19 protein-coding genes, 2 pseudogenes and 1 other annotated feature are annotated in these 19,128 nt (G+C 41.4%); of the genes and pseudogenes, 11 read left to right on the plus strand and 10 right to left on the minus strand.

From position 1 onward, the window contains the following. Positions 1–4: 4 nt before the first annotated feature. Positions 5–625, minus strand: coding sequence for an L-threonylcarbamoyladenylate synthase (locus tag AACW06_RS10390; protein ID WP_192074998.1), 621 nt, complete (start codon positions 623–625; stop codon positions 5–7). Beyond that, positions 622–1,500 carry an RNase RNM gene (gene rnm, locus AACW06_RS10395; protein ID WP_192074999.1) on the minus strand — a complete coding sequence of 293 codons (879 nt, stop codon included), beginning with the start codon at positions 1,498–1,500 and terminating at the stop codon, positions 622–624. Before rnm ends, AACW06_RS10390 begins: the two co-directional genes overlap by 4 nt. Before the next feature lie 90 nt (positions 1,501–1,590). Between rnm and AACW06_RS10400 the strand changes: the two genes are divergently transcribed. The 11 genes and pseudogenes from AACW06_RS10400 to AACW06_RS10445 form a co-directional block, all read left to right on the plus strand. Continuing rightward, positions 1,591–1,701: a Trp operon leader peptide gene (locus tag AACW06_RS10400; protein WP_192075000.1), complete on the plus strand. Its 111-nt coding sequence runs from the start codon at positions 1,591–1,593 to the stop codon at positions 1,699–1,701. Further along, positions 1,648–1,751 (plus strand) — a sequence feature (Trp leader region). (Overlaps the previous gene by 54 nt.) Before the next feature lie 124 nt (positions 1,752–1,875). Further along, a complete protein-coding gene (locus AACW06_RS10405) occupies positions 1,876–3,441 on the plus strand; it encodes an anthranilate synthase component 1 (protein WP_192075001.1) in 1,566 nt (521 codons plus the stop codon). A gap of 5 nt (positions 3,442–3,446) precedes the next feature. Next, the gene (locus AACW06_RS10410) at positions 3,447–4,037 is read left to right on the plus strand and encodes an aminodeoxychorismate/anthranilate synthase component II (protein ID WP_192075002.1); all 591 of its coding nucleotides are present in this window, start codon (positions 3,447–3,449) and stop codon (positions 4,035–4,037) included. A 21-nt stretch (positions 4,038–4,058) separates the two neighbouring features. After that, positions 4,059–5,057, plus strand: a complete 999-nt coding sequence (gene trpD, locus AACW06_RS10415) for an anthranilate phosphoribosyltransferase (protein WP_192075003.1) — start codon at positions 4,059–4,061, stop codon at positions 5,055–5,057. Between the two features lie 5 nt (positions 5,058–5,062). Further along, positions 5,063–6,472: a bifunctional indole-3-glycerol-phosphate synthase TrpC/phosphoribosylanthranilate isomerase TrpF gene (gene trpCF, locus AACW06_RS10420; RefSeq protein WP_192075004.1), complete on the plus strand. Its 1,410-nt coding sequence runs from the start codon at positions 5,063–5,065 to the stop codon at positions 6,470–6,472. Positions 6,473–6,529: 57 nt separating this feature from the next. Next, positions 6,530–7,720 carry a tryptophan synthase subunit beta gene (gene trpB, locus AACW06_RS10425; protein ID WP_053309316.1) on the plus strand — a complete coding sequence of 397 codons (1,191 nt, stop codon included), beginning with the start codon at positions 6,530–6,532 and terminating at the stop codon, positions 7,718–7,720. Then, positions 7,720–8,526, plus strand: a complete 807-nt coding sequence (trpA, locus tag AACW06_RS10430; RefSeq protein WP_171981236.1) for a tryptophan synthase subunit alpha — start codon at positions 7,720–7,722, stop codon at positions 8,524–8,526. The genes trpB and trpA overlap by 1 nt, the downstream gene beginning before the upstream one ends. Before the next feature lie 325 nt (positions 8,527–8,851). Continuing rightward, positions 8,852–10,108 (plus strand): dicarboxylate/amino acid:cation symporter, encoded by a 1,257-nt coding sequence (locus AACW06_RS10435; RefSeq protein WP_192075005.1) that lies wholly within the window; start codon positions 8,852–8,854, stop codon positions 10,106–10,108. Positions 10,109–10,469: 361 nt separating this feature from the next. Then, on the plus strand, positions 10,470–10,565 hold the full coding sequence (locus AACW06_RS20985; RefSeq protein WP_443263263.1) for an IS1-like element transposase: 96 nt from the start codon (positions 10,470–10,472) through the stop codon (positions 10,563–10,565). 7 nt (positions 10,566–10,572) lie between these two features. Beyond that, positions 10,573–10,986, plus strand: a pseudogene (locus AACW06_RS20990) (IS1 family transposase); the annotation flags it as partial. A gap of 20 nt (positions 10,987–11,006) precedes the next feature. Beyond that, positions 11,007–11,595, plus strand: a pseudogene (locus tag AACW06_RS10445) (IS66 family transposase); the annotation flags it as partial. 55 nt (positions 11,596–11,650) lie between these two features. On the opposite strand, the gene AACW06_RS10450 reads toward AACW06_RS10445, so the two are convergent. The 8 genes from AACW06_RS10450 to AACW06_RS10485 form a co-directional block, all read right to left on the minus strand. Continuing rightward, on the minus strand, positions 11,651–12,355 hold the full coding sequence (locus AACW06_RS10450) for an FCD domain-containing protein (RefSeq protein WP_192075006.1): 705 nt from the start codon (positions 12,353–12,355) through the stop codon (positions 11,651–11,653). Between the two features lie 74 nt (positions 12,356–12,429). Continuing rightward, on the minus strand, positions 12,430–13,335 hold the full coding sequence (locus AACW06_RS10455; RefSeq protein WP_192075007.1) for a dihydrodipicolinate synthase family protein: 906 nt from the start codon (positions 13,333–13,335) through the stop codon (positions 12,430–12,432). Further along, complete coding sequence (locus AACW06_RS10460) at positions 13,332–13,790, minus strand: YhcH/YjgK/YiaL family protein (protein WP_192075008.1); 459 nt, start codon at positions 13,788–13,790, stop codon at positions 13,332–13,334. Before AACW06_RS10460 ends, AACW06_RS10455 begins: the two co-directional genes overlap by 4 nt. A gap of 39 nt (positions 13,791–13,829) precedes the next feature. Further along, complete coding sequence (locus AACW06_RS10465; protein WP_192075015.1) at positions 13,830–15,101, minus strand: TRAP transporter large permease subunit; 1,272 nt, start codon at positions 15,099–15,101, stop codon at positions 13,830–13,832. Between the two features lie 8 nt (positions 15,102–15,109). Continuing rightward, positions 15,110–15,622: a TRAP transporter small permease gene (locus AACW06_RS10470; protein ID WP_192075009.1), complete on the minus strand. Its 513-nt coding sequence runs from the start codon at positions 15,620–15,622 to the stop codon at positions 15,110–15,112. Positions 15,623–15,674: 52 nt separating this feature from the next. Further along, positions 15,675–16,646 carry a sialic acid TRAP transporter substrate-binding protein SiaP gene (locus AACW06_RS10475; protein ID WP_192075010.1) on the minus strand — a complete coding sequence of 324 codons (972 nt, stop codon included), beginning with the start codon at positions 16,644–16,646 and terminating at the stop codon, positions 15,675–15,677. Between the two features lie 170 nt (positions 16,647–16,816). Next, on the minus strand, positions 16,817–17,728 hold the full coding sequence (locus AACW06_RS10480; protein ID WP_192075011.1) for an ROK family protein: 912 nt from the start codon (positions 17,726–17,728) through the stop codon (positions 16,817–16,819). Next, complete coding sequence (locus AACW06_RS10485; protein WP_192075012.1) at positions 17,722–18,597, minus strand: N-acetylneuraminate lyase; 876 nt, start codon at positions 18,595–18,597, stop codon at positions 17,722–17,724. Before AACW06_RS10485 ends, AACW06_RS10480 begins: the two co-directional genes overlap by 7 nt. Positions 18,598–19,128 lie beyond the last annotated feature (531 nt).

Consider the following 19,128-nt stretch of genomic DNA (forward strand, 5'->3'; position numbering starts at 1 on the left):
TTATCTACTCAAATGGTGTTGGATCACCAGCCCCAACGCGAGTAATTACCATTTCATCATCGCTAAAATCAATTACTGTCGTCGGTTGTTCGCCTAAGTAACCACCGTTTAATATTACATCGACAGCATGTTCTAGATGATCGCGAATTTCTTCAGGATCAGACTCTGTATGTGTGTTCCCTGGCAGAATGAGTGATGTCGACATCAGTGGCTCACCCAATGCTTCCAATAAATCTAAAGCAATACGGTTATCCGGAACACGGATACCGATAGTTTTACGCTTCGCGTTCATAAGACGACGCGGGACTTCTTTGGTACCTTTGAAAATAAAGGTATACGCGCCCGGTGTATTGTTTTTTAACAGACGAAAAGCGGTGTTATCGACACGAGCATAAAAAGAGAGCTCAGATAAGTCGCGGCACAATAGGGTGAAATTATGCTTATCATCAAGGCGACGAATTTGGCAGATACGCTCCAAAGCTTGCTTATTCTCTAACTGACAGCCTAGTGCGTAACCTGAATCCGTTGGGTATACGACAACACCACCATTACGGATAATAGCAACCGCTTGGGTGATCAAGCGCGCCTGTGGGTTTTCTGGATGAACGTAAAAAAACTGGCTCATTGTAATTCCTCATTATCGAGTCTCTCGACTCTATCTATAGGGTTTAAACCCCAATCTTTCCAGACAGGTTCGACTCCAGAAGGCAACCAAAGGTTTCGCCCCAATTCCATCCACGGTGAGGGGTAATGAAAATCACTGCCTTGAGAAGCTAATAGTTTGTATTGTATAGCATAATCCGCCAAATTGCGTCGTTCTTGTTGCGCTTGTTGTGGTTGCGCCACTTCCATTGCATCACCACCGGCTTCAACGAATGCGGTTATTAGGCGCTTGAGCCACTTGGTCGTCAAGTCATATCGCCCCGGGTGAGCCAGCACTGCCAGCCCTCCGGCACCGTGGATCGCTTGGATGGCATCATTCATTGAACACCAGTTAGGTGGTACATAGCCTGGCTTGTCACGGGTAAGAAACTTTTTAAACACTTGCTGCATGTTTTTGGCAAACCCTTGCTCTACCAACCATTTGGCGAAATGAGCACGGGTTATCGGAGCTTCCCCAGCAATCATTTGTACTTCTTCGAGCACCCCCTCACGAGTTGATTTTTGTAAGCGGTGTGCAATCAGTTCAGCACGTTTAACACGGTGATTCTGCTGCTGCTCTATTAAAGCCATCAGCGGTGTAGATTTAGGATCGACATTTAACCCTACAATGTGGATGTCTTTATTCTGCCAAACGGTCGAAACTTCAATACCATCGATAAGTTGAATAGGTAGCTGATTCTGTTCGATATAGTCATGAGCCATGGCTAAAGCATTGATGGTATCGTGGTCAGTAATGGCGAGTACTTCGATATCAAAGCTCAACGCCCTATCAATCAACGCTTGCGGAGAAAGTCTTCCATCAGAAAAAGTAGTGTGACTATGTAAATCAATTCTCATAATTTCAATTTGCCGTTTTTAAGGCTTGACTTTTCATTCCAGTACTAGTTAACTAGTACGTAAATACAAAGTACATATCTAAGGTTGGCTATGTTACAAGAATTTAACCAAAACCATAATCACAATTTAAGCGCAGTTTCTGCTGAGCTCAATTGGTGGCGCACATGGTCAAGTTCTTGGTGGGCTCACGTGTACTTTTAAAAGTAAACCACATATTCACGAAGCCCGCTTACATCAGCGGGCTTTTTATTTTGTCGGACAACTCACATTCAACTGAACAATAAAACAGCAAGTCGCCTAAAACGTCGATTGGGTCATGAAAAGGATTGTGCGAGTATGAACGACAGGAACTTAAAAAATCATGAAGGATGTCTTGTGAACAAGGCCATTAAAATTAAAAAGTTAGGACGTATTGAATTGCTGAATATTTCAGTTCAATACACGCAGGATCCAACACGTCTTTTCCATTCACTTTGTGAATCAAAAACCGATTGTTTATTGCTTGAATCAGCAGAAATCGATTCAAAACAAGATTTAAAAAGCCTACTGCTGATTGATGCCGCAGTGCGTATTATATGCTTTGGTCACGTTGTCACCTTTCAGGCATTAAGTGATAATGGGCAACATCTTATTGAGCACTTGCACCGTAATATCAAAGCGGACATTACACACCATCTTCAAGGCGATACATTAACTCTCGAATTTCATGCTGCGTGCGATACGTTAGATGAAGATTCACGCTTACGTGAAGCCTCTTCTTTTGATGCATTGCGCCTTGTTCAGCACAGCTTTGACCTCAGCAACCAAGATAAACACGCTCTTTTTCTTGGCGGTTTATTTGCCTACGATTTGGTGGCCAACTTTGAGCCACTTGGTGATGCAGCAGCGACAAACCAATGCCCTGACTATGTGTTTTATGTAGCTGAAACTCTGATGGTCATTGACCACCAGACCGAAGTTTGTCAGCTACAAGCCAGTTTATTTGAGCCCACAGATGAGGTTCGTGTCACTCTGAAAGCACGTTTAGCGGCTATTGCTGAGCAAAGCCTTGCACCAAAGCCGCTGCCTAAAGCAAAAACAATTGCCAACCTTAATGTCGTGCCTAGTGTCACTGATGAGGCATTTTGTAATACCGTTCGTGATTTAAAAGAATACGTGGTGAAAGGCGATATCTTCCAAGTAGTACCGTCACGTCGTTTCACGCTGGCTTGCCCTTCCCCGCTTGCCGCTTATAAGCAATTAAAAGAGAGTAACCCAAGCCCGTACATGTTCTACATGCAAGACGAACGCTTTACTCTCTTCGGAGCCTCTCCTGAAAGTGCATTAAAATATGCGACAGAAACTAACCAAATCGAGATCTATCCCATCGCAGGCACTCGCCGCCGCGGAAAACGCCCTGATGGCAGCATTGATTTTGATCTAGATAGTCGCATTGAACTTGAATTACGCTGCGATAAAAAAGAGAACGCCGAACATATGATGCTGGTCGACCTTGCACGTAATGATGTCGCTCGCATTTCTCAAGCAGGGACAAGGCACGTGGCCGATCTATTAAAGGTCGATCGCTACAGTCATGTAATGCATCTTGTGTCACGCGTAGTCGGTCAATTAAGAGACGATCTCGATGCACTGCACGCCTACCAAGCTTGCATGAATATGGGCACGCTGACTGGTGCACCAAAAATTCGAGCCATGCAACTGATTCGTGATGTAGAAAAAGCTCGTCGTGGCAGTTATGGCGGTGCGGTTGGCTACCTGACTGGTGAAGGCGATCTCGATACCTGTATTGTCATTCGTGCCGCTTATGTCGAAGATGGTATTGCGCAAGTTCAAGCTGGTGCGGGGGTTGTTTATGATTCAGACCCACAAGCAGAAGCAGATGAAACACGTGGTAAAGCTCAAGCCGTTATTTCCGCGATTCAAGCGGCACATAAGGAGTAGTCAAAATGGCTAATATTATTTTTATCGACAATTTTGACTCATTTACCTACAACCTTGTAGACCAGTTTCGCTCTTTAGGCCATAGCGTGACCATTTATCGTAACAATATTGCGGCGCAAAACATTGAACATGCGGTTAATCAACTTGAAAATCCGGTTGTTTTACTCTCTCCAGGACCAGGAGCTCCCTCGGAAGCTGGTTGCATGCCAGAGCTTATCCAACGTTTAAAAGGTAAAGTACCGATGATTGGCATATGCCTTGGCCACCAAGCGATTGTCGAAGCTTACGGCGGTACCGTTGCAGGAGCCGGTGAAATCATCCACGGAAAAGTATCGATGATGGCACATCAAAACCATGCTATTTATCAACAGCTTCCATCACCACTAGCCATTGCACGCTATCACTCATTGGTTGCAACTCATGTTCCTAACTCGCTGACTGTAACCGCAGAAGTTGATGGACTAGTGATGTCTGTTGTACAAGAACAAGACAAAGTGTGCGGATTTCAATTCCATCCCGAATCTATTATGACAACACATGGCGCAACTTTGCTCGCCAATGCCATCGATTGGGCTTTAGCAGAACAGACAATTTAACCGGATTGAAAAGGACTTTTTATGGAACAGATCATTAATAAACTGTATGCCCAGCAGTCACTATCTCAAGCAGAAAGCCAACAGCTATTTGACGTCATCATCCGTGGTGAGCTTGATCCTATCTTAATGGCCGCAGTACTAACGGCATTAAAAATTAAAGGTGAAACACCACAAGAAATAGCTGGTGCAGCCAAAGCCCTGTTGGTAAATGCCTCACCATTCCCAAGACCAGATTACGATTTTGCCGATATCGTCGGAACCGGTGGTGATGGCTCAAATACTTTCAATATCTCTACCACTGCCGCTTTTGTCGCTGCTGGTTGTGGAGTGAAAGTCGCGAAACATGGTAACCGAGGTGTATCGAGTAAATCTGGATCTTCTGACCTTCTTGACTCATTCGGTATTAACCTTGCGATGAGCGCGGAAGATACCCGCAAAGCAATCGATGATTTAGGCGTGGCTTTCTTATTCGCACCGCAATATCACGGTGGCGTTCGCTATGCGATGCCAGTACGTCAGACGATGAAAACGCGCACCATCTTCAATATATTAGGACCACTGATCAACCCAGCACGGCCCAATATTGAATTGATGGGTGTTTATAGCAAAGAACTGGTTCGCCCCATCGCAGAAACCATGTTACAAATGGGTTTAAAACGTGCAGCAGTTGTGCACGGCAGTGGTTTAGATGAAGTCGCTATCCATGGCGAAACGCTAGTAGCAGAAATACGTGAAGGTGAAATCATCGAATACACCCTTCGCCCAGAGGATTTTGGGGTCGACAGCTACCCACTTGAAGCAATTAAAGGTGGTGAGCCTGCGGAAAATAGAACCATTATTACCAACCTACTGACAGGAAAAGGCACTCCAGCTCAATTGGCTGCGGTTGCTGTCAATGTAGCTCTACTGCTTCGACTTTTTGGTCAAGAAGACCTTAAGGCCAATACAGAACAAGCTATAAAGGTGATGAATTCGGGCAAAGCCTATGAGCTTGTCCAACAATTAGCGCAACGAGGTTAAGCCAAATGTCTGAGCAACTCTCTGAACATATTTCAACGCAACATACTCAGATGGCTGAAGTGTTGGCAAAAATTGTCAATGATAAATACCAGTGGGTGGCACAACGTAAAGCAGTACAACCACTGGCAAGCTTTAAACACTTACTGACTCCTTCAGATCGCTCTTTTTATCAAGCACTCGATACAGGAAAAACCGCATTTATTTTAGAATGTAAAAAAGCATCACCATCTAAGGGATTGATTCGTGAAGATTTTGATTTAGATTACATCGCTTCCGTTTATAACGAGTATGCCAACGCGATTTCTGTTCTAACCGATGAAAAGTACTTCCAAGGTGATTTTGAGTTTTTACCGCGTGTCCGCTCACAAGTAAGCCAACCTGTTATCTGCAAAGATTTCATGGTTGATACGTATCAAGTCAATTTAGCTCGCCATTATGGCGCTGATGCTATCCTATTGATGCTTTCGGTGCTCGATGATAGTCAGTATCAAGAGCTTGCAAACGTAGCTCATGCTCTTGGGATGGGCATTCTTACCGAAGTAAGCAATGAGGAAGAACTTCACCGCGCGGTCACATTAAAAGCGAAAGTGATTGGTATCAATAACCGTAACTTGCGTGATCTTTCTACCGATCTCAATCGCACTAAGCAACTCGCACCTTTATTGCCCAAAGAAACCATCATCATTTCTGAATCGGGGATTTATACCCACCAACAGGTGCGCGACCTCGCCCAATATGCTAATGGCTTTTTAATCGGCAGTTCGCTAATGGCTGAAGACAATTTGGAACGAGCTGTTCGTAAAGTCACATTGGGTGAAAATAAAGTGTGTGGCTTAACTCACCCAGACGATGCAGCTAAAGCCTACCAAGCAGGGGCTGTATTTGGCGGATTAATTTTTGTGCCGCGGTCAAAGCGGTGTATCGATGTTGAAACGGCCAGTTCAATCATCAACAGTGCCCCTTTGGATTATGTGGGTGTTTTCCAAAATCATCAATTTGAATACGTCGCACATACTGCATCAACACTCGCACTGCATGCGGTACAGTTACATGGCGATGAAGATCAAACTTATATTGATTCATTAAGAACAGCCTTACCAGACAACATCGAGATTTGGAAAGCTTATGGCGTAAGTGATCATTTACCGACTTTCATTGAGCATAACGTTGATCGCCACTTACTCGATGCCAAAGTTGGCATGCAGTCTGGCGGAACTGGAACCAGTTTCAATTGGCAACTGTTGACCAATATCAGAGATGTCATGTTAGCGGGTGGGATATCTGCAGACAATGCCCAGCACGCGGCCAGTTTTGGCTGCTTAGGGTTAGACCTAAATTCCGGAGTAGAAAGTGAGCCTGGAAAAAAAGACCTGCACAAGCTGACCCAAGCTTTCAGCGAGATTAGAAATTATTAATAACACATTTATTACCGTTGAATCGCTCAGCGGTAAAATAGAATAAGGAATACAATTATGGCTAAGCTCGATGCTTATTTTGGTGAGTATGGTGGTCAATATGTGCCACAGATTTTAGTACCCGCTCTCGATCAATTGGAACAGGCTTTTATTGATGCACAAGAAGATGAGCAATTTCGCTCAGAATTTATGTCTCTGCTTCAAGAATACGCAGGCCGCCCAACTGCACTAACCCTGACTCGCAACTTGGTTAAAGGGACTAAAACGAAACTGTACCTCAAACGTGAAGATTTACTGCACGGCGGCGCACACAAAACCAACCAAGTACTAGGCCAAGCACTGTTAGCTATGCGTATGGGCAAGAAAGAGATCATTGCTGAAACCGGTGCAGGTCAACATGGTGTAGCAACAGCACTAGCATGCGCATTACTCGGTTTAAAATGTCGTGTCTACATGGGAGCAAAAGACGTGGAGCGCCAAAGTCCCAACGTGTTTCGTATGAAACTCATGGGGGCTGAGGTCATCCCTGTTCACTCCGGTTCTGCCACCCTAAAAGATGCATGTAATGAAGCTTTACGTGATTGGTCTGCCAGTTATGAAACAGCTCACTATTTATTAGGCACTGCCGCAGGCCCTCACCCGTTTCCTACCATTGTTCGTGAATTTCAACGTATGATCGGCGAAGAAACTAAGCTGCAAATTTTAGCACGTGAAGGTCGACTACCAGATGCAGTGATTGCCTGTGTTGGTGGTGGTTCTAACGCCATCGGTATGTTTGCTGACTTTATTGAAGAAAAGGAAGTACGTTTGATTGGTATTGAACCTGCGGGTAAAGGCATTGACACCGACCAACATGGCGCACCATTAAAGCATGGCAAGACTGGCATTTTCTTTGGAATGAAATCTCCATTAATGCAAGACGAGAATGGCCAAGTTGAAGAATCTTATTCTGTATCCGCAGGCCTTGATTTCCCATCGGTCGGTCCACAGCACGCATATCTCCATTCAATTGGTCGTGCTGAATACGACAGTATTACCGATGATGAAGCATTAGAGGCATTCCAAGCCATTGCACGTAACGAAGGTATTATCCCTGCGTTAGAATCGTCACACGCTGTCGCTCACGCAATTAAGATGGCTTACGCTGAACCAGACAAAGAGCAGCTATTGGTTGTCAACCTATCCGGTCGTGGCGACAAAGACATATTCACTGTTCATAAATTGCTAGAAGAAAAAGGAGCGTTGTAATGGATCGCTATCAAACTCTATTTCAGCGCTTAGCTGATAAAAATCAAGGTGCTTTTGTTCCATTCGTTACCATTGGTGATCCAAACCCTGAGCTGTCTTTGCAAATCATGCAAACGTTAGTAGATGCAGGTGCCGATGCATTAGAGCTCGGGATGCCATTCTCAGACCCACAAGCTGATGGGCCAACAATACAAGGGGCAAACATTCGAGCGCTCGAAGCAAATACAACACCGGATATCTGTTTCGAGCTGATCCGTAAAATTCGTGAGCAGCACCCAGACTTGCCAATTGGTCTGCTGATGTACGCCAACCTAGTGTACTCAAGAGGTATCGATAATTTCTATCAGCGTTGTCAAAGTGCAGGCGTTGATTCCGTACTCATCGCTGATGTTCCAACTAACGAAAGCCGAGATTTTGTCGCCGCTGCCGAGAAGTATGGGATTCACCCAATCTTTATTGCACCGCCAACAGCCAGTGACGAGACACTAGAATCGGTTGCGAAGCTTAGCGGTGGTTATACCTACTTGCTTTCTCGATCGGGTGTAACTGGCACTGAAACCAAAGCGAACATGCCAGTTCATGCACTACTTGACCGATTGAATCAATTTGACGCACCACCTGCTCTACTGGGTTTTGGCATCTCGGAACCAGCTCAAGTTAAGCAAGCCATTGAAGCTGGCGCTGCGGGGGCAATATCAGGCTCTGCTGTAGTCAAGATTATTGAACAGAACATTGCTCAACCACACGAAATGTTAACTGGTCTTAGCAAATTTGTATCAAGCATGAAAGCGGCGACTATCCGATAATTATTCATCCCAACTTCGCTATGAGATCGATTTCTTATTCCAAAGTAGAAATCGATCTTTTTATTAACATGTAAACCCGGCAGATAAAGCATTCACCAATCCAGCAAAACAAAAACTCACATTTACCACACCAATAGCAATCGTTTACTCGCGCGTTAATACCATTTTAAATCAACTTATTATCAATATTATTGTCAATTCACTTTCATGCAATGTTGCTAAATGTGAAATATCCGTGTAAAAAGCTATACGAGATATTTATCCTACCTTTGTTATTTATATAGTGGGTAATACTGGGATTTTACAATTAATTAGCACAGAGGTTATGGAAGTGTTAAAAGAAAAGAGTTTACTAAGCAACATTGGTGTTCAAGTCGTCATTGCTATGATCGTTGGTACAGCCGTTGGTGCCATGATGGGGCACGAGGCGGCAATGTTTGCCCCACTCGGCGTGATTTTTATCAACCTAATTAAAATGCTAGTCATTCCATTGGTTGCTGTTGCATTAATTTCTGGTGCTGCAGGCCTTGGTGATAGCCAATCAGCAGGAAAAGTTGGGGCGGTAACTTTAGGCTACTTTGCTGTAACTTCAGCACTAGCAGTTGCTCTAGCACTACTGATGGGTGAAGTGTTCCAACCAGGTATTGGTATCGATGTGTCCGGTGTAGAGGGGATGTTTTCTGCCGAATACGCATCAAAAGGTGAATTACCTACTTTTTGGGCGACCATCACAGGTATGATTCCAACCAATGTTTTCCAATCACTGAACAATGCAAACATTCTACAGATTCTTGTCTTCTGTCTATTTTTCGGTGTTGCCATTTCCAAGCAAAGCAAAGAAAAACGTGATCCAATCATCAATGGCGTAAACGTTATTGTTGATGCGATGGTTTGGATGATCAACAAAGTAATGATCATTGCACCGATTGGTGTCTTTGGCCTGATGGCAGAAGCCGTAGGTACTTTTGGCTTTGGTGCGTTGATGGTGGTATTTAAACTATTTGTTGTTTACGTTGCTGCAATTTTGATTTTTGGATTCATCGTTTACCCATTGATGATTCAAATATTCACCAAAACATCGGCGAAAAAATTCATTCTTGCGATGAAAAAACCACAAGCCGTTGCCTTATCCACAGCCTCTTCTATGGCTACGCTACCAGTAACCATGGATACGGTAGAACATGAACTTGGCGTTCGTAATTCAACAGCCTCTTTTGTTTTGCCATTAGGTGCAACGATTAATATGAGTGGTAATGCAATTTACTACGGTCTAGTTGCCATTTTCTTTGCTCAACTATTTAATATTGATCTTTCAATGGGTGCCTATATTGCAATTATTGTTACCGCTACGTTAGGTGCAGTAGGCCAAGCTGGTGTACCCGGTCCTTCATTCCTTGTGGTTGCAGTTCTATTAGCGGCAGGTATTCCAATTGAAGGCTTACCATTATTGTTCGCACTTGACCGTATCTTCGATATGATACGCACAGCCCTAAATATAACGGGTGATGCTGCTTGTGCTGTCATCGTAGATTCTCTTGTTAAAGAAAAAATTGAAACTGAACTTCAAAAACAACAAGCTTAAAACTACCCTACAAAAATATCGATGGGCTACCGAAAGGTAGCCTTTTTTTATTTAAAAATGAGACAGCCTGTAATAAATATAATTATTATTGAACAAAAAAAGCACCACTGATATTTTGGTCGTGACTCCAACATGGAGAACTTGTGTTAAAAAGGTAACCTTTCATCCTCAAACAAGAAATCATGGCTACCATTCAAGTTCAATGTCGATTTTGTAACCAAACTGAACATGTACGTAAACACGGCAAGGGGTAACGGGCTTTCAGCGATTTCGTTGCATAGAATATAAGCGTTCCTTTCAGCTTGATTACGCTTACGAGGCATATAAGCCTAATGTCAAAGAACAAATTATTGATATGGCAATGAATAGCTCGGGTGTTAGAGAAACAAGCCATGTCTTAAAAGTTGGCTACAACACCGTGTTACGCACTTTAAAAAACTCTCGCCAAGGCAAGTGACCTCTATACCTTCGATAAAGCAAACATCTCTCTAATCTGTAAAGTTGATGAGCAATGGTCATTCGTAGGTAAAAAGAAAAATCACCGCTGGCTTTGGTATGCTTGGGAGCCTCGCTATAAGCGCATCATTGCTCACGCATTTGGTAGCCGTAATACGGATGCTCTGCGCTCGTTGCTCGCTTTGCTCAAGCCGTTTGGTATCAGCTTCTTTTTTACCGATGACTTCAGCGTTGACACAAAAGAATTACCAAGGGAAAAGCATGTTGTGGGCAAAAGGTTCACTTAACGGATTGAGCGAACCAATCTAACCCTGAGTTCCAAATTAAAACGTTTAGTACGTAGAACAATCGGTTTTTCCAAATCGGAGAAGATGCACGATAAGGTGATCGGAACATTCATTGAACGAGAATTTTATCTTTGAATCAACCGATTGGAGTCACGACCCGAAATAGTGAAGAGCGTTTACGGTGGTGCTGGTTAGTATCGAGCGACGATTTAGTGTACGAAAAGATCCTATTCTCTTGCTCCATTCACTCAGCTAAAATAGGGCAACGACTTGTTATGCTCAGCAAAATTAGTCTTTCGAACGTGACATCTTTGGGAGTCCGAAACGATAAAGGATAACCTGTGCCTAAACAGATTAAGTCGAATAAGACAGCGTTTTAATTACTGACTCAATAAAGGGATCAAGCAAATACCAATTCAACGCTATCAAGGTCGCTGCAAAAAACTGGATGAGTATAGCCCAAGCTTGTGGTTGTTCTTAACTAACCCCAAAATACCATTAACCAACAATGAAGCTGAACGTCGACTTCGTGGCTTTGTCATTCAAAGAAAAATCAGCTACGGCACTACCTCGGATGCAGGCGATAAGCTCCGAGACCATCTACACTCACTAATCGAAACGTGTAAAAAGCGAAAGATATCGTCGCTTGATACGCTTTCACGCATAGTCAACGCTGTTGTTCGTCAGCAGGCATACCCAAATGTGCTCGCTCTTAAACAAATGAGTTTTTACCTAAACACTTAGTCAACACGCTGCTGGTGAACGCTTACGAAATAACTATCTGTTAATAGCACAAATGCTATTGTTCGATTCTCATCACTGCATCTAAATGCTCTCGCATACATTGATCTGCTTTATTTGGGTCGCCTTCTGCTATAGCTTCATAGATTTTTACGTGTTCATGATAATTCTGGATATGATAAGGCGTATAATCAGAAGGATTTCGAGTTTTGATTAACCATGATATTAATGACTCATAAAGTGATGAAATCATAGGATTTTTTATGATATCGATAATGCATCGATGAAAAGCAATATCAGAATTAACAAATGCATCATAGTCATCACAATTTAATTTATTCTGTTGTAAGGTATTGTAGAGTATTTTTAAGTCTGTTTCTGTTCTAACAATAGCCGCTTCTCTTACAATTGCTATCTCAAAGACTTGTCTTAGTTGTTCAAATTGACGTTTTCCTTCTTTTTGAGCAAGAAGGCCTATTGCTAAACCAGATACATTGTTGATCAGAGTTTGTGTACAAGGTTTGGTTACACGTGTTTTTTCGCCACTTTTTATTTCCACCAAGCCTTTTTGGGAGAGTTTCATTAAAGCTTCTCTCACCGAAGGTCGACCCACATCAAATGCCGTCATTAAATCTCGTTCGGAAGGTAAAGTATCACCTTCTTTTAACGTTTTGTTCATAATCAGTTTTTCCAGTTCTTCCGCGACACTATCTGATAATTTGGTTTTTTTCATCGGTCTCAACGGGAAAGGTGCTATCACCATAAGAGCCTCCTATATTTGGTATTGTTTTGAACAAATTGCGTATTATATCTATAAGTGGTTTACGAATTCGCCTATTATTTACAATTAAATTCAGGAAGTAATTGGTTTTTAATTATACGCTGTTTTAAGATGTCCTCACTTGGAATTGAAGGATAGGGAAATCTCATTGTTGGCTCGATGTCAGTCCACCCTCCCACTGCGGCCATGAATTTGTCTACTGCCGCATTGCTGTATCCAAGATTTGTAATGTATGGTGTCATTTCCTGCGTTATATATTGTTGAATCCTTATTTCTAGCTCTAGCGCTTGTGGTTTTAAAGCTAGGCAATCATTTGTCCAAGCTTGTGCTGCTCTGGGGTTTAGGCAGCAAACGTTTGAATATGATCCTTTCGCACCTTTGTAAGCTTCTGTGGCGAGAAAGTGACCGGCAACAAATATGGATGCGTGCTTAGCAAGTCCCGACCTCTCAACTTCAGGAGTGATGTTTGGTAACTTAAAGCCAACTAGTGTTGGAATTTGTCTATATAACTCAACGAGATCATTCGCTGTTAAATTTACCTTCGCATGAGGTGGGTTGTACAACACGAGTTCTACACCATTTGCTATGCTCGCTGCCTTATTAAGAAAAGTTAAAGCCACATCTAAAGTACATGGAAACCAGTCTGGAAGAATGACTTGTATTGCTCTTGGGTTCAAAGTTGCGGCATAACGAATGCGCTCTAAAGCTGCTTGTGGGTGGCAGTGACTGGCCCCGATTTGAAATGATATTCCTGCTTGGTGACATTTGTTAGCGAGCAGTTGACTTATTTTTTGAAATTCAACTTCACTTTGAGTGTAAAATTCACCCGCAGTGCCATTTGAATAAATACCATCAACCTTAGCATCAATGCAGTAATCAATTTCTTTTGCCAGCATGTCAAAATCTATCGTTTCATCTTTTCTAATGGGCAACAAAAGTGTCGCCCAATTTCCAGATATCATAATATGGATTCTCTTATTTTTATCACGACTTTATTAACAGTGTTTGAATGCTCATGATTCTTTACCATCGGCCGATGCCATTCTTTAGGATAAAAAACACAATATTGATTTTTATTCAAAGTAATGAATTGTTCATTCTCAACATACGGAGAAAATTCGCAGTCATTCTCAAACTTATGTTGCTGCATGTAATTTTGGCTCGCTTGTTCAAGCGTAAATCCGATCGTCTCTGATCCTGATAGTATTAAATGAACATCAATGTATTCTTCATGCAATTCGAGCATAGAGTCTTCAACGGCTTTTGCTTCGCTGCGTATTCGATTAACAAAAATATCTTGACCATCAATTTCGCTTATACCATCAGGTAGATCTGATAACTCAATTTTTGAAACTTGTTGAATAATTGCAGTTAAAGGGTTGTTAACTGATAAACTATCTATTGTTGATATAATCATGGGGTTCAGCTGCGGTTTATCGCTGCTTCCTTAGTTAGTTTAATTAAAGAAATAGTTAGGTAAAAACATAACAAGTTGTGGAAATAGAATAATTAGCGCAAGGACCACAATCAAGGGCACCAGAAATATAAGTACTGATTTCGCTAATGTTTCATATGGAATGTTACCTACTTTAGCGACAACAAACAGTGATACTCCCATTGGTGGTGTTAGTATTCCTAACATCATATTCATCACAACAACTATACCAAAATGCACAGGGTCTATACCTAACTGTGTTGTTATCGGTAGAAGAATAGGGATGAGTATAAGTAATAATGCTAATGTCTCAATAAATGCGCCAAGAATAAAAAGCATGACAGACACTAGAACCAAAAATATGAGGGGAGAGTCTGTTATTTGCAAAAATAATTCAGCGGCTTTTAGAGGGATATCTTCTTTTATAATTACGTATCCAAATAGGCCAACACCACCAATTAAAAAACCGATTACAGCAGAAGTATTGATAGTTTCGTGAATTAATTCAATGAAACGTTTAAAAGTGAGCACTCTGTAGACGACGAAGCCTAAAAACATAGCATAAAGAGAAGCGACAACAGCAGCTTCTGTTGGAGTAACAATGCCTGAAAAAATGCCACCAATGATTAATACTGGTGTTAATAAGGCCAAAATCGCATCTTTAAAAGAATAACAAATTGTTTTAAATGAGGCTCTTGGGTAAACAGGATAGCCTTTTTTCTTGGCGATAAAGTAAACCATAACCATTAACGCGCCTGCACAGAGCAGCGCAGGTACTACGCCAGCGAGAAAGAGTGCTCCGACTGAAGCGCCAGACATTACGCCATAAATAACAATAGGTATGCTTGGTGGCATGAGAGGACCTATAACGCTCGACGCCGCAGTAATGGCTCCAGCAAAACCATCATCGTATCCCTCATCGCGCATGGCTTTTATTTCTAATTGACCCAATCCACCTGCATCAGCGTGCGCAGAGCCAGACATGCCAGAAAACAGGAGGCTAGCCATGACATTCACATGCCCTAAAGAGCCAGTAAAATGCCCAGTAAGATCGCGAGCAAACTTAAACATTTTGTCCGTAATACCCGCTGAATTCATTAGCAAACCACTAAATATAAAAAATGGTACTGCGAGTAATGGAAATGAATTGAGACCAGATATGATTTTTTGTGGTGCGAGTACAATCCCACCATTTATAAATAAATAAATAATAGAGACTACATACAGTGTAAATGCTACAGGCATCCCCACCATTAATAGTGCTCCCCATCCACCAAAAATACTAAACATAATAAAAAACCTTACTTACAAATATGGGAAGTGACAGTAGAGTTACGAGTCTCTGGCTGTATAAGTTTAGAAAAAGATATTCCGGCATTTAATGTCGATTTAATAAACACAAGTATAAAACCCAATGGAATGGCGGCGTATAACACTGACATTTGAATATCCATTGTAACTGAACCTAATCGATCCATCCTTTCTGCAAAAAGGTAGCCCCAATAAGTAATAAAAACAGAAGTGACGGAAAAAATACTGTGTATTAAAAAATCTAAAATTAAGTTTGCGTTGTTGCTCAACCTATTTGGGACAATATCTACAGCGATGTGATCTCGTCTAGAAACAGCCTCACTTGCCCCTACAAATACAATGTAAATATATAACCAGCGCGATAGTTCTTCTGTCCATGGAATGGCAACACTTAAAAAGTAACGGCTCACAATTTGAACCGTTAGCACTAACAACATTGTGAGAAATAGAAAAATAGAAAAATGTTTTTCCATCCACTCCATTTTTTTAATTAATTTGTACATATTTAGTTCCTAAGGAATATGGTGGAGTACCGTTACTCCACCATAATGACCGTTACTTCGCGTCAATTAATGTTTGAGTGAAGCCTTCTCCATATTCTTTATCTAAGGCAGCGTAATAAGGTTTCATAGCTGCTCTAAATGGCTCAAGATCAGGATAAGTAACCGTGACGCCGGATTCTTTAAATACATCGACTATTTGGTCAATTTTATCGTCAATGCGATGTTTGGCTTCTACTCCACCGACTTCTAATGCTTCCATCAACCATTTTTGCTCTTGCTCTGAAAGCTTATTCCACTTGCCAGTATTAATCGAAATAGCTTGGTCTTGAACGACGTGGCTCGTCATTGCTAAGTATTTTTGTACTTCGTAAAACTTCATTGCTTCAATGGTAGGGATTGGGTTTTCTTGGCCATCAACCGCATTGGTTTGTAGTGCTAAGTAAACCTCTGCGAAAGCGATAGGTGAAGGGATAGCACCTGTTGATTTAGCATAATCAAGTAGCGCTTTCGCATTTGGTGTGCGCAACTTCATGCCTTTCATGTCGTCAATTGAGTTGATTGGACGGTTAGATGTTGTTTGGCGAACACCAAAATACCAGCTATCAATAGGTTTAAGATCAAATTTTTTTTCCAATTCAGCTCGCATCTTTAATCCCCATTCACTATTGAAGATTTTTTGCAAGTGATCGTAGTCTTTAACAATATAAGGTGTTTCTAGAGCGCCCAATTGAGGAATGTATTGAGCGTAGCCGCCAAATACTTGCATCGACATGTCGATTTCACCTAATGACACTTGCTCAAGCATCTCGTGAACACTACCAAGTTGCCCCCCTTCGTAAAGTCTCATTGTGAGTTCGCCGTTAGATATTTCTTTTAATTTATCTGAGGCTTTTTCCATACCATGGTAAATTGGACTGTTGTACACCGCGTTAAAGGCAACTTTTAGCTCTGTTTGTGCATATACGTTCGCCGTTAACAAAGTGGTGGCAATTACGCCCAGTTTGAGGGTTGTTTTTATTGTCATTTTCCAATTGTCCTTTTATCGTATTGGTTCATATTGTTAAGGCGTTACTCACTTAACAAGAGGTTAATATGACTTATATCTATGTCATTTTTGGGTAATATTATCCATGGACTTAGCATTGCTAAGTCCAGTGAATTATTTAAATAATTAATTGGTTGTAGTGTAGGTAATTAAATGAGCCCTTTCATTTGTGGTAAAAATGCGGCTCCAAGTACGCCGCTTGAATCACCGTGTAGAGCTCGTACCACAGGCGTCGCAACATTCTTACTAAAGGTGTATTTATTAATTCTTTCTTGAATTAATGGATAAATAATTGTTTGATTAGAAACTCCACCACCTAATACAATTATTTCTGGATCAATGGTATTTATTATTGTGCCTAGTACTCTTGCTAAACGATCAGCGTAATTATGAATATGATCAATCGCATTTTGGTTATTATTATTGTAGGCTTCGAATATTAATTGAGCTGATTGTTTAGGATAATTAGTCGCCCAAGTGCGCTCGAAGCCTGTACCAGAAACAAAAGATTCAATACAATTATTCGACCCACAATAACAGTTAACTGCAGGGCCATCTATTTCAGGGGAATAGTGTGGTAAGGGATTGTGCCCAATCTCACCACCTAGACCATGAAGCCCATCGACAATGTCACCGTTGGCTATTACACCACCGCCACAACCAGTTCCTATGATAACGGCTAAACAAGAACTCTCTGCATCTTTAGCTGCTCCGGATTTAAACTCTGATATGGCCAAACAATTTGCATCGTTAGTTAATGCTAATGGTAATGGATAATGAGCTTTTAAATCCCCAAGAAAATCTTGGTCATTGAGATAAAGAATATTAGCACCTTGCATCTTGCCTGTTGTTCTGTTGATGGAACCACAACATCCAATACCTATTGATTTTATAGTTTCTCTTTCTAACAAATTATCGATGACACATTTTACTGAGTTAACAAAATCCGCATAATTTGTTTTTGGTGTAGGTATGCGTATACGATGTACTACTTCCAATTCATCAGAAGAAACGATAACGCCTTCTATTTTAGTTCCACCAATATCAAGTCCAATTAACACAAACCCTCCTCAATCAATTTTGATAACTTAGCTTGGTTTTCTGTTGTTACTTGATTAATTGGACGACGACAATAGTCAGATGTAAGCACCCCCTTCAATTTTAGAATATATTTAAGACCAGGAATAACACCAGCGGTAACTAATCCGTCGATGACTTGATTGGCTTGTCTTTGTAATTGCTTTGCTTCTGTGATATTGCCCATTTCTATAGCGGAACCGATATCAAGAATACGTTTTGATTGAACGTTATAAGTTGAACCAATACCACCTTGAGCGCCAGCAACGAGTCCAGATGCAAGGATCTCATCAAATCCGTTGAATACGGTTTTATCTGGATTTGTCCGAGTGAGTTGTTCCATTTGATATAAGTCTGCAGACGTTTGTTTCAACGCTACAACACCATCTAGGTTCAATAGTTCTGTTATCTGATCGCGATTTAGGCTCATTCCTGCAAATGCTGGAAAGTTGTATACGATCATAGGTTTTCCAGCGGCTTGAATGATGTCTGAGTAATGCTGTTTTAGCTGTTCAAACCCAACTGGATAATAAAAAGGTGTTACGGCAGATATTGCGCTATAAGGTAAATTGGCTGCTGCTCTCGCCAAGATCTCGCTTTTTTTCGTTGAAATATCACCAACATGAGCAATTAGTTTTATATTTGGTGATGTCGCTTCTGATGTTGCAGTTAGTAATTCAATTCTTTCAGTTGTATTACATAGAAATGCTTCCGCTGTCGATCCACCGACATATAGGCCATGTAGACCAGATGCACAATTGAATTTTATTAAGCTTTGCAAATCATCGAAGTTAATACTCTCATCTTTATTAAATGGAGTGAGTGTCGCTGCATAGAAACCGGAAAAACTCATGTAAATACCTTGATTGATAGTTTATTTATCGGACTATAACACTATACCTGTTATACCATCATAATGAGTGATCAAGGTCGCTATTAATAACCTATTTCTAAATAAAGGTGATTTTTGTGATCAACAGAGTACGCTAATAGAAGAAATGAGAATGATATAGAATATTTACTTTAATAATATGATCGTGTTTCGATAGGATAAAGTGGAAAGGGAGTGAGTCCTTACGAGGAAATAGGTATACCCGTGATCATTGAAGATGCTTGATTTCTCATTAAATCAGGATCATGCCAGCATCAAGTAGGAATACTGGATATTACTTTAGGTATTACTCTAGACAAGCGCTTTTACGACACTTTATGGAACGCTACGGAATCGTAACTTATTGATTTTTATAATCTTTAGATAAAAAAGTATCCACCGGCATAGCCGGTGGTTTTTCATATGCGCCTATAAGGCTTTCCTACTGGCAGCGCCCTAGCAGGCGCGTAGTGATCTGACATTTGCATATGACTATTTCCTGCGGCCCGTAAA

It is taken from the genome of Vibrio sp. S12_S33, assembly GCF_963889785.1.
In the GTDB taxonomy this organism is placed as follows: Bacteria; Pseudomonadota; Gammaproteobacteria; order Enterobacterales; family Vibrionaceae; genus Vibrio; species Vibrio aestuarianus.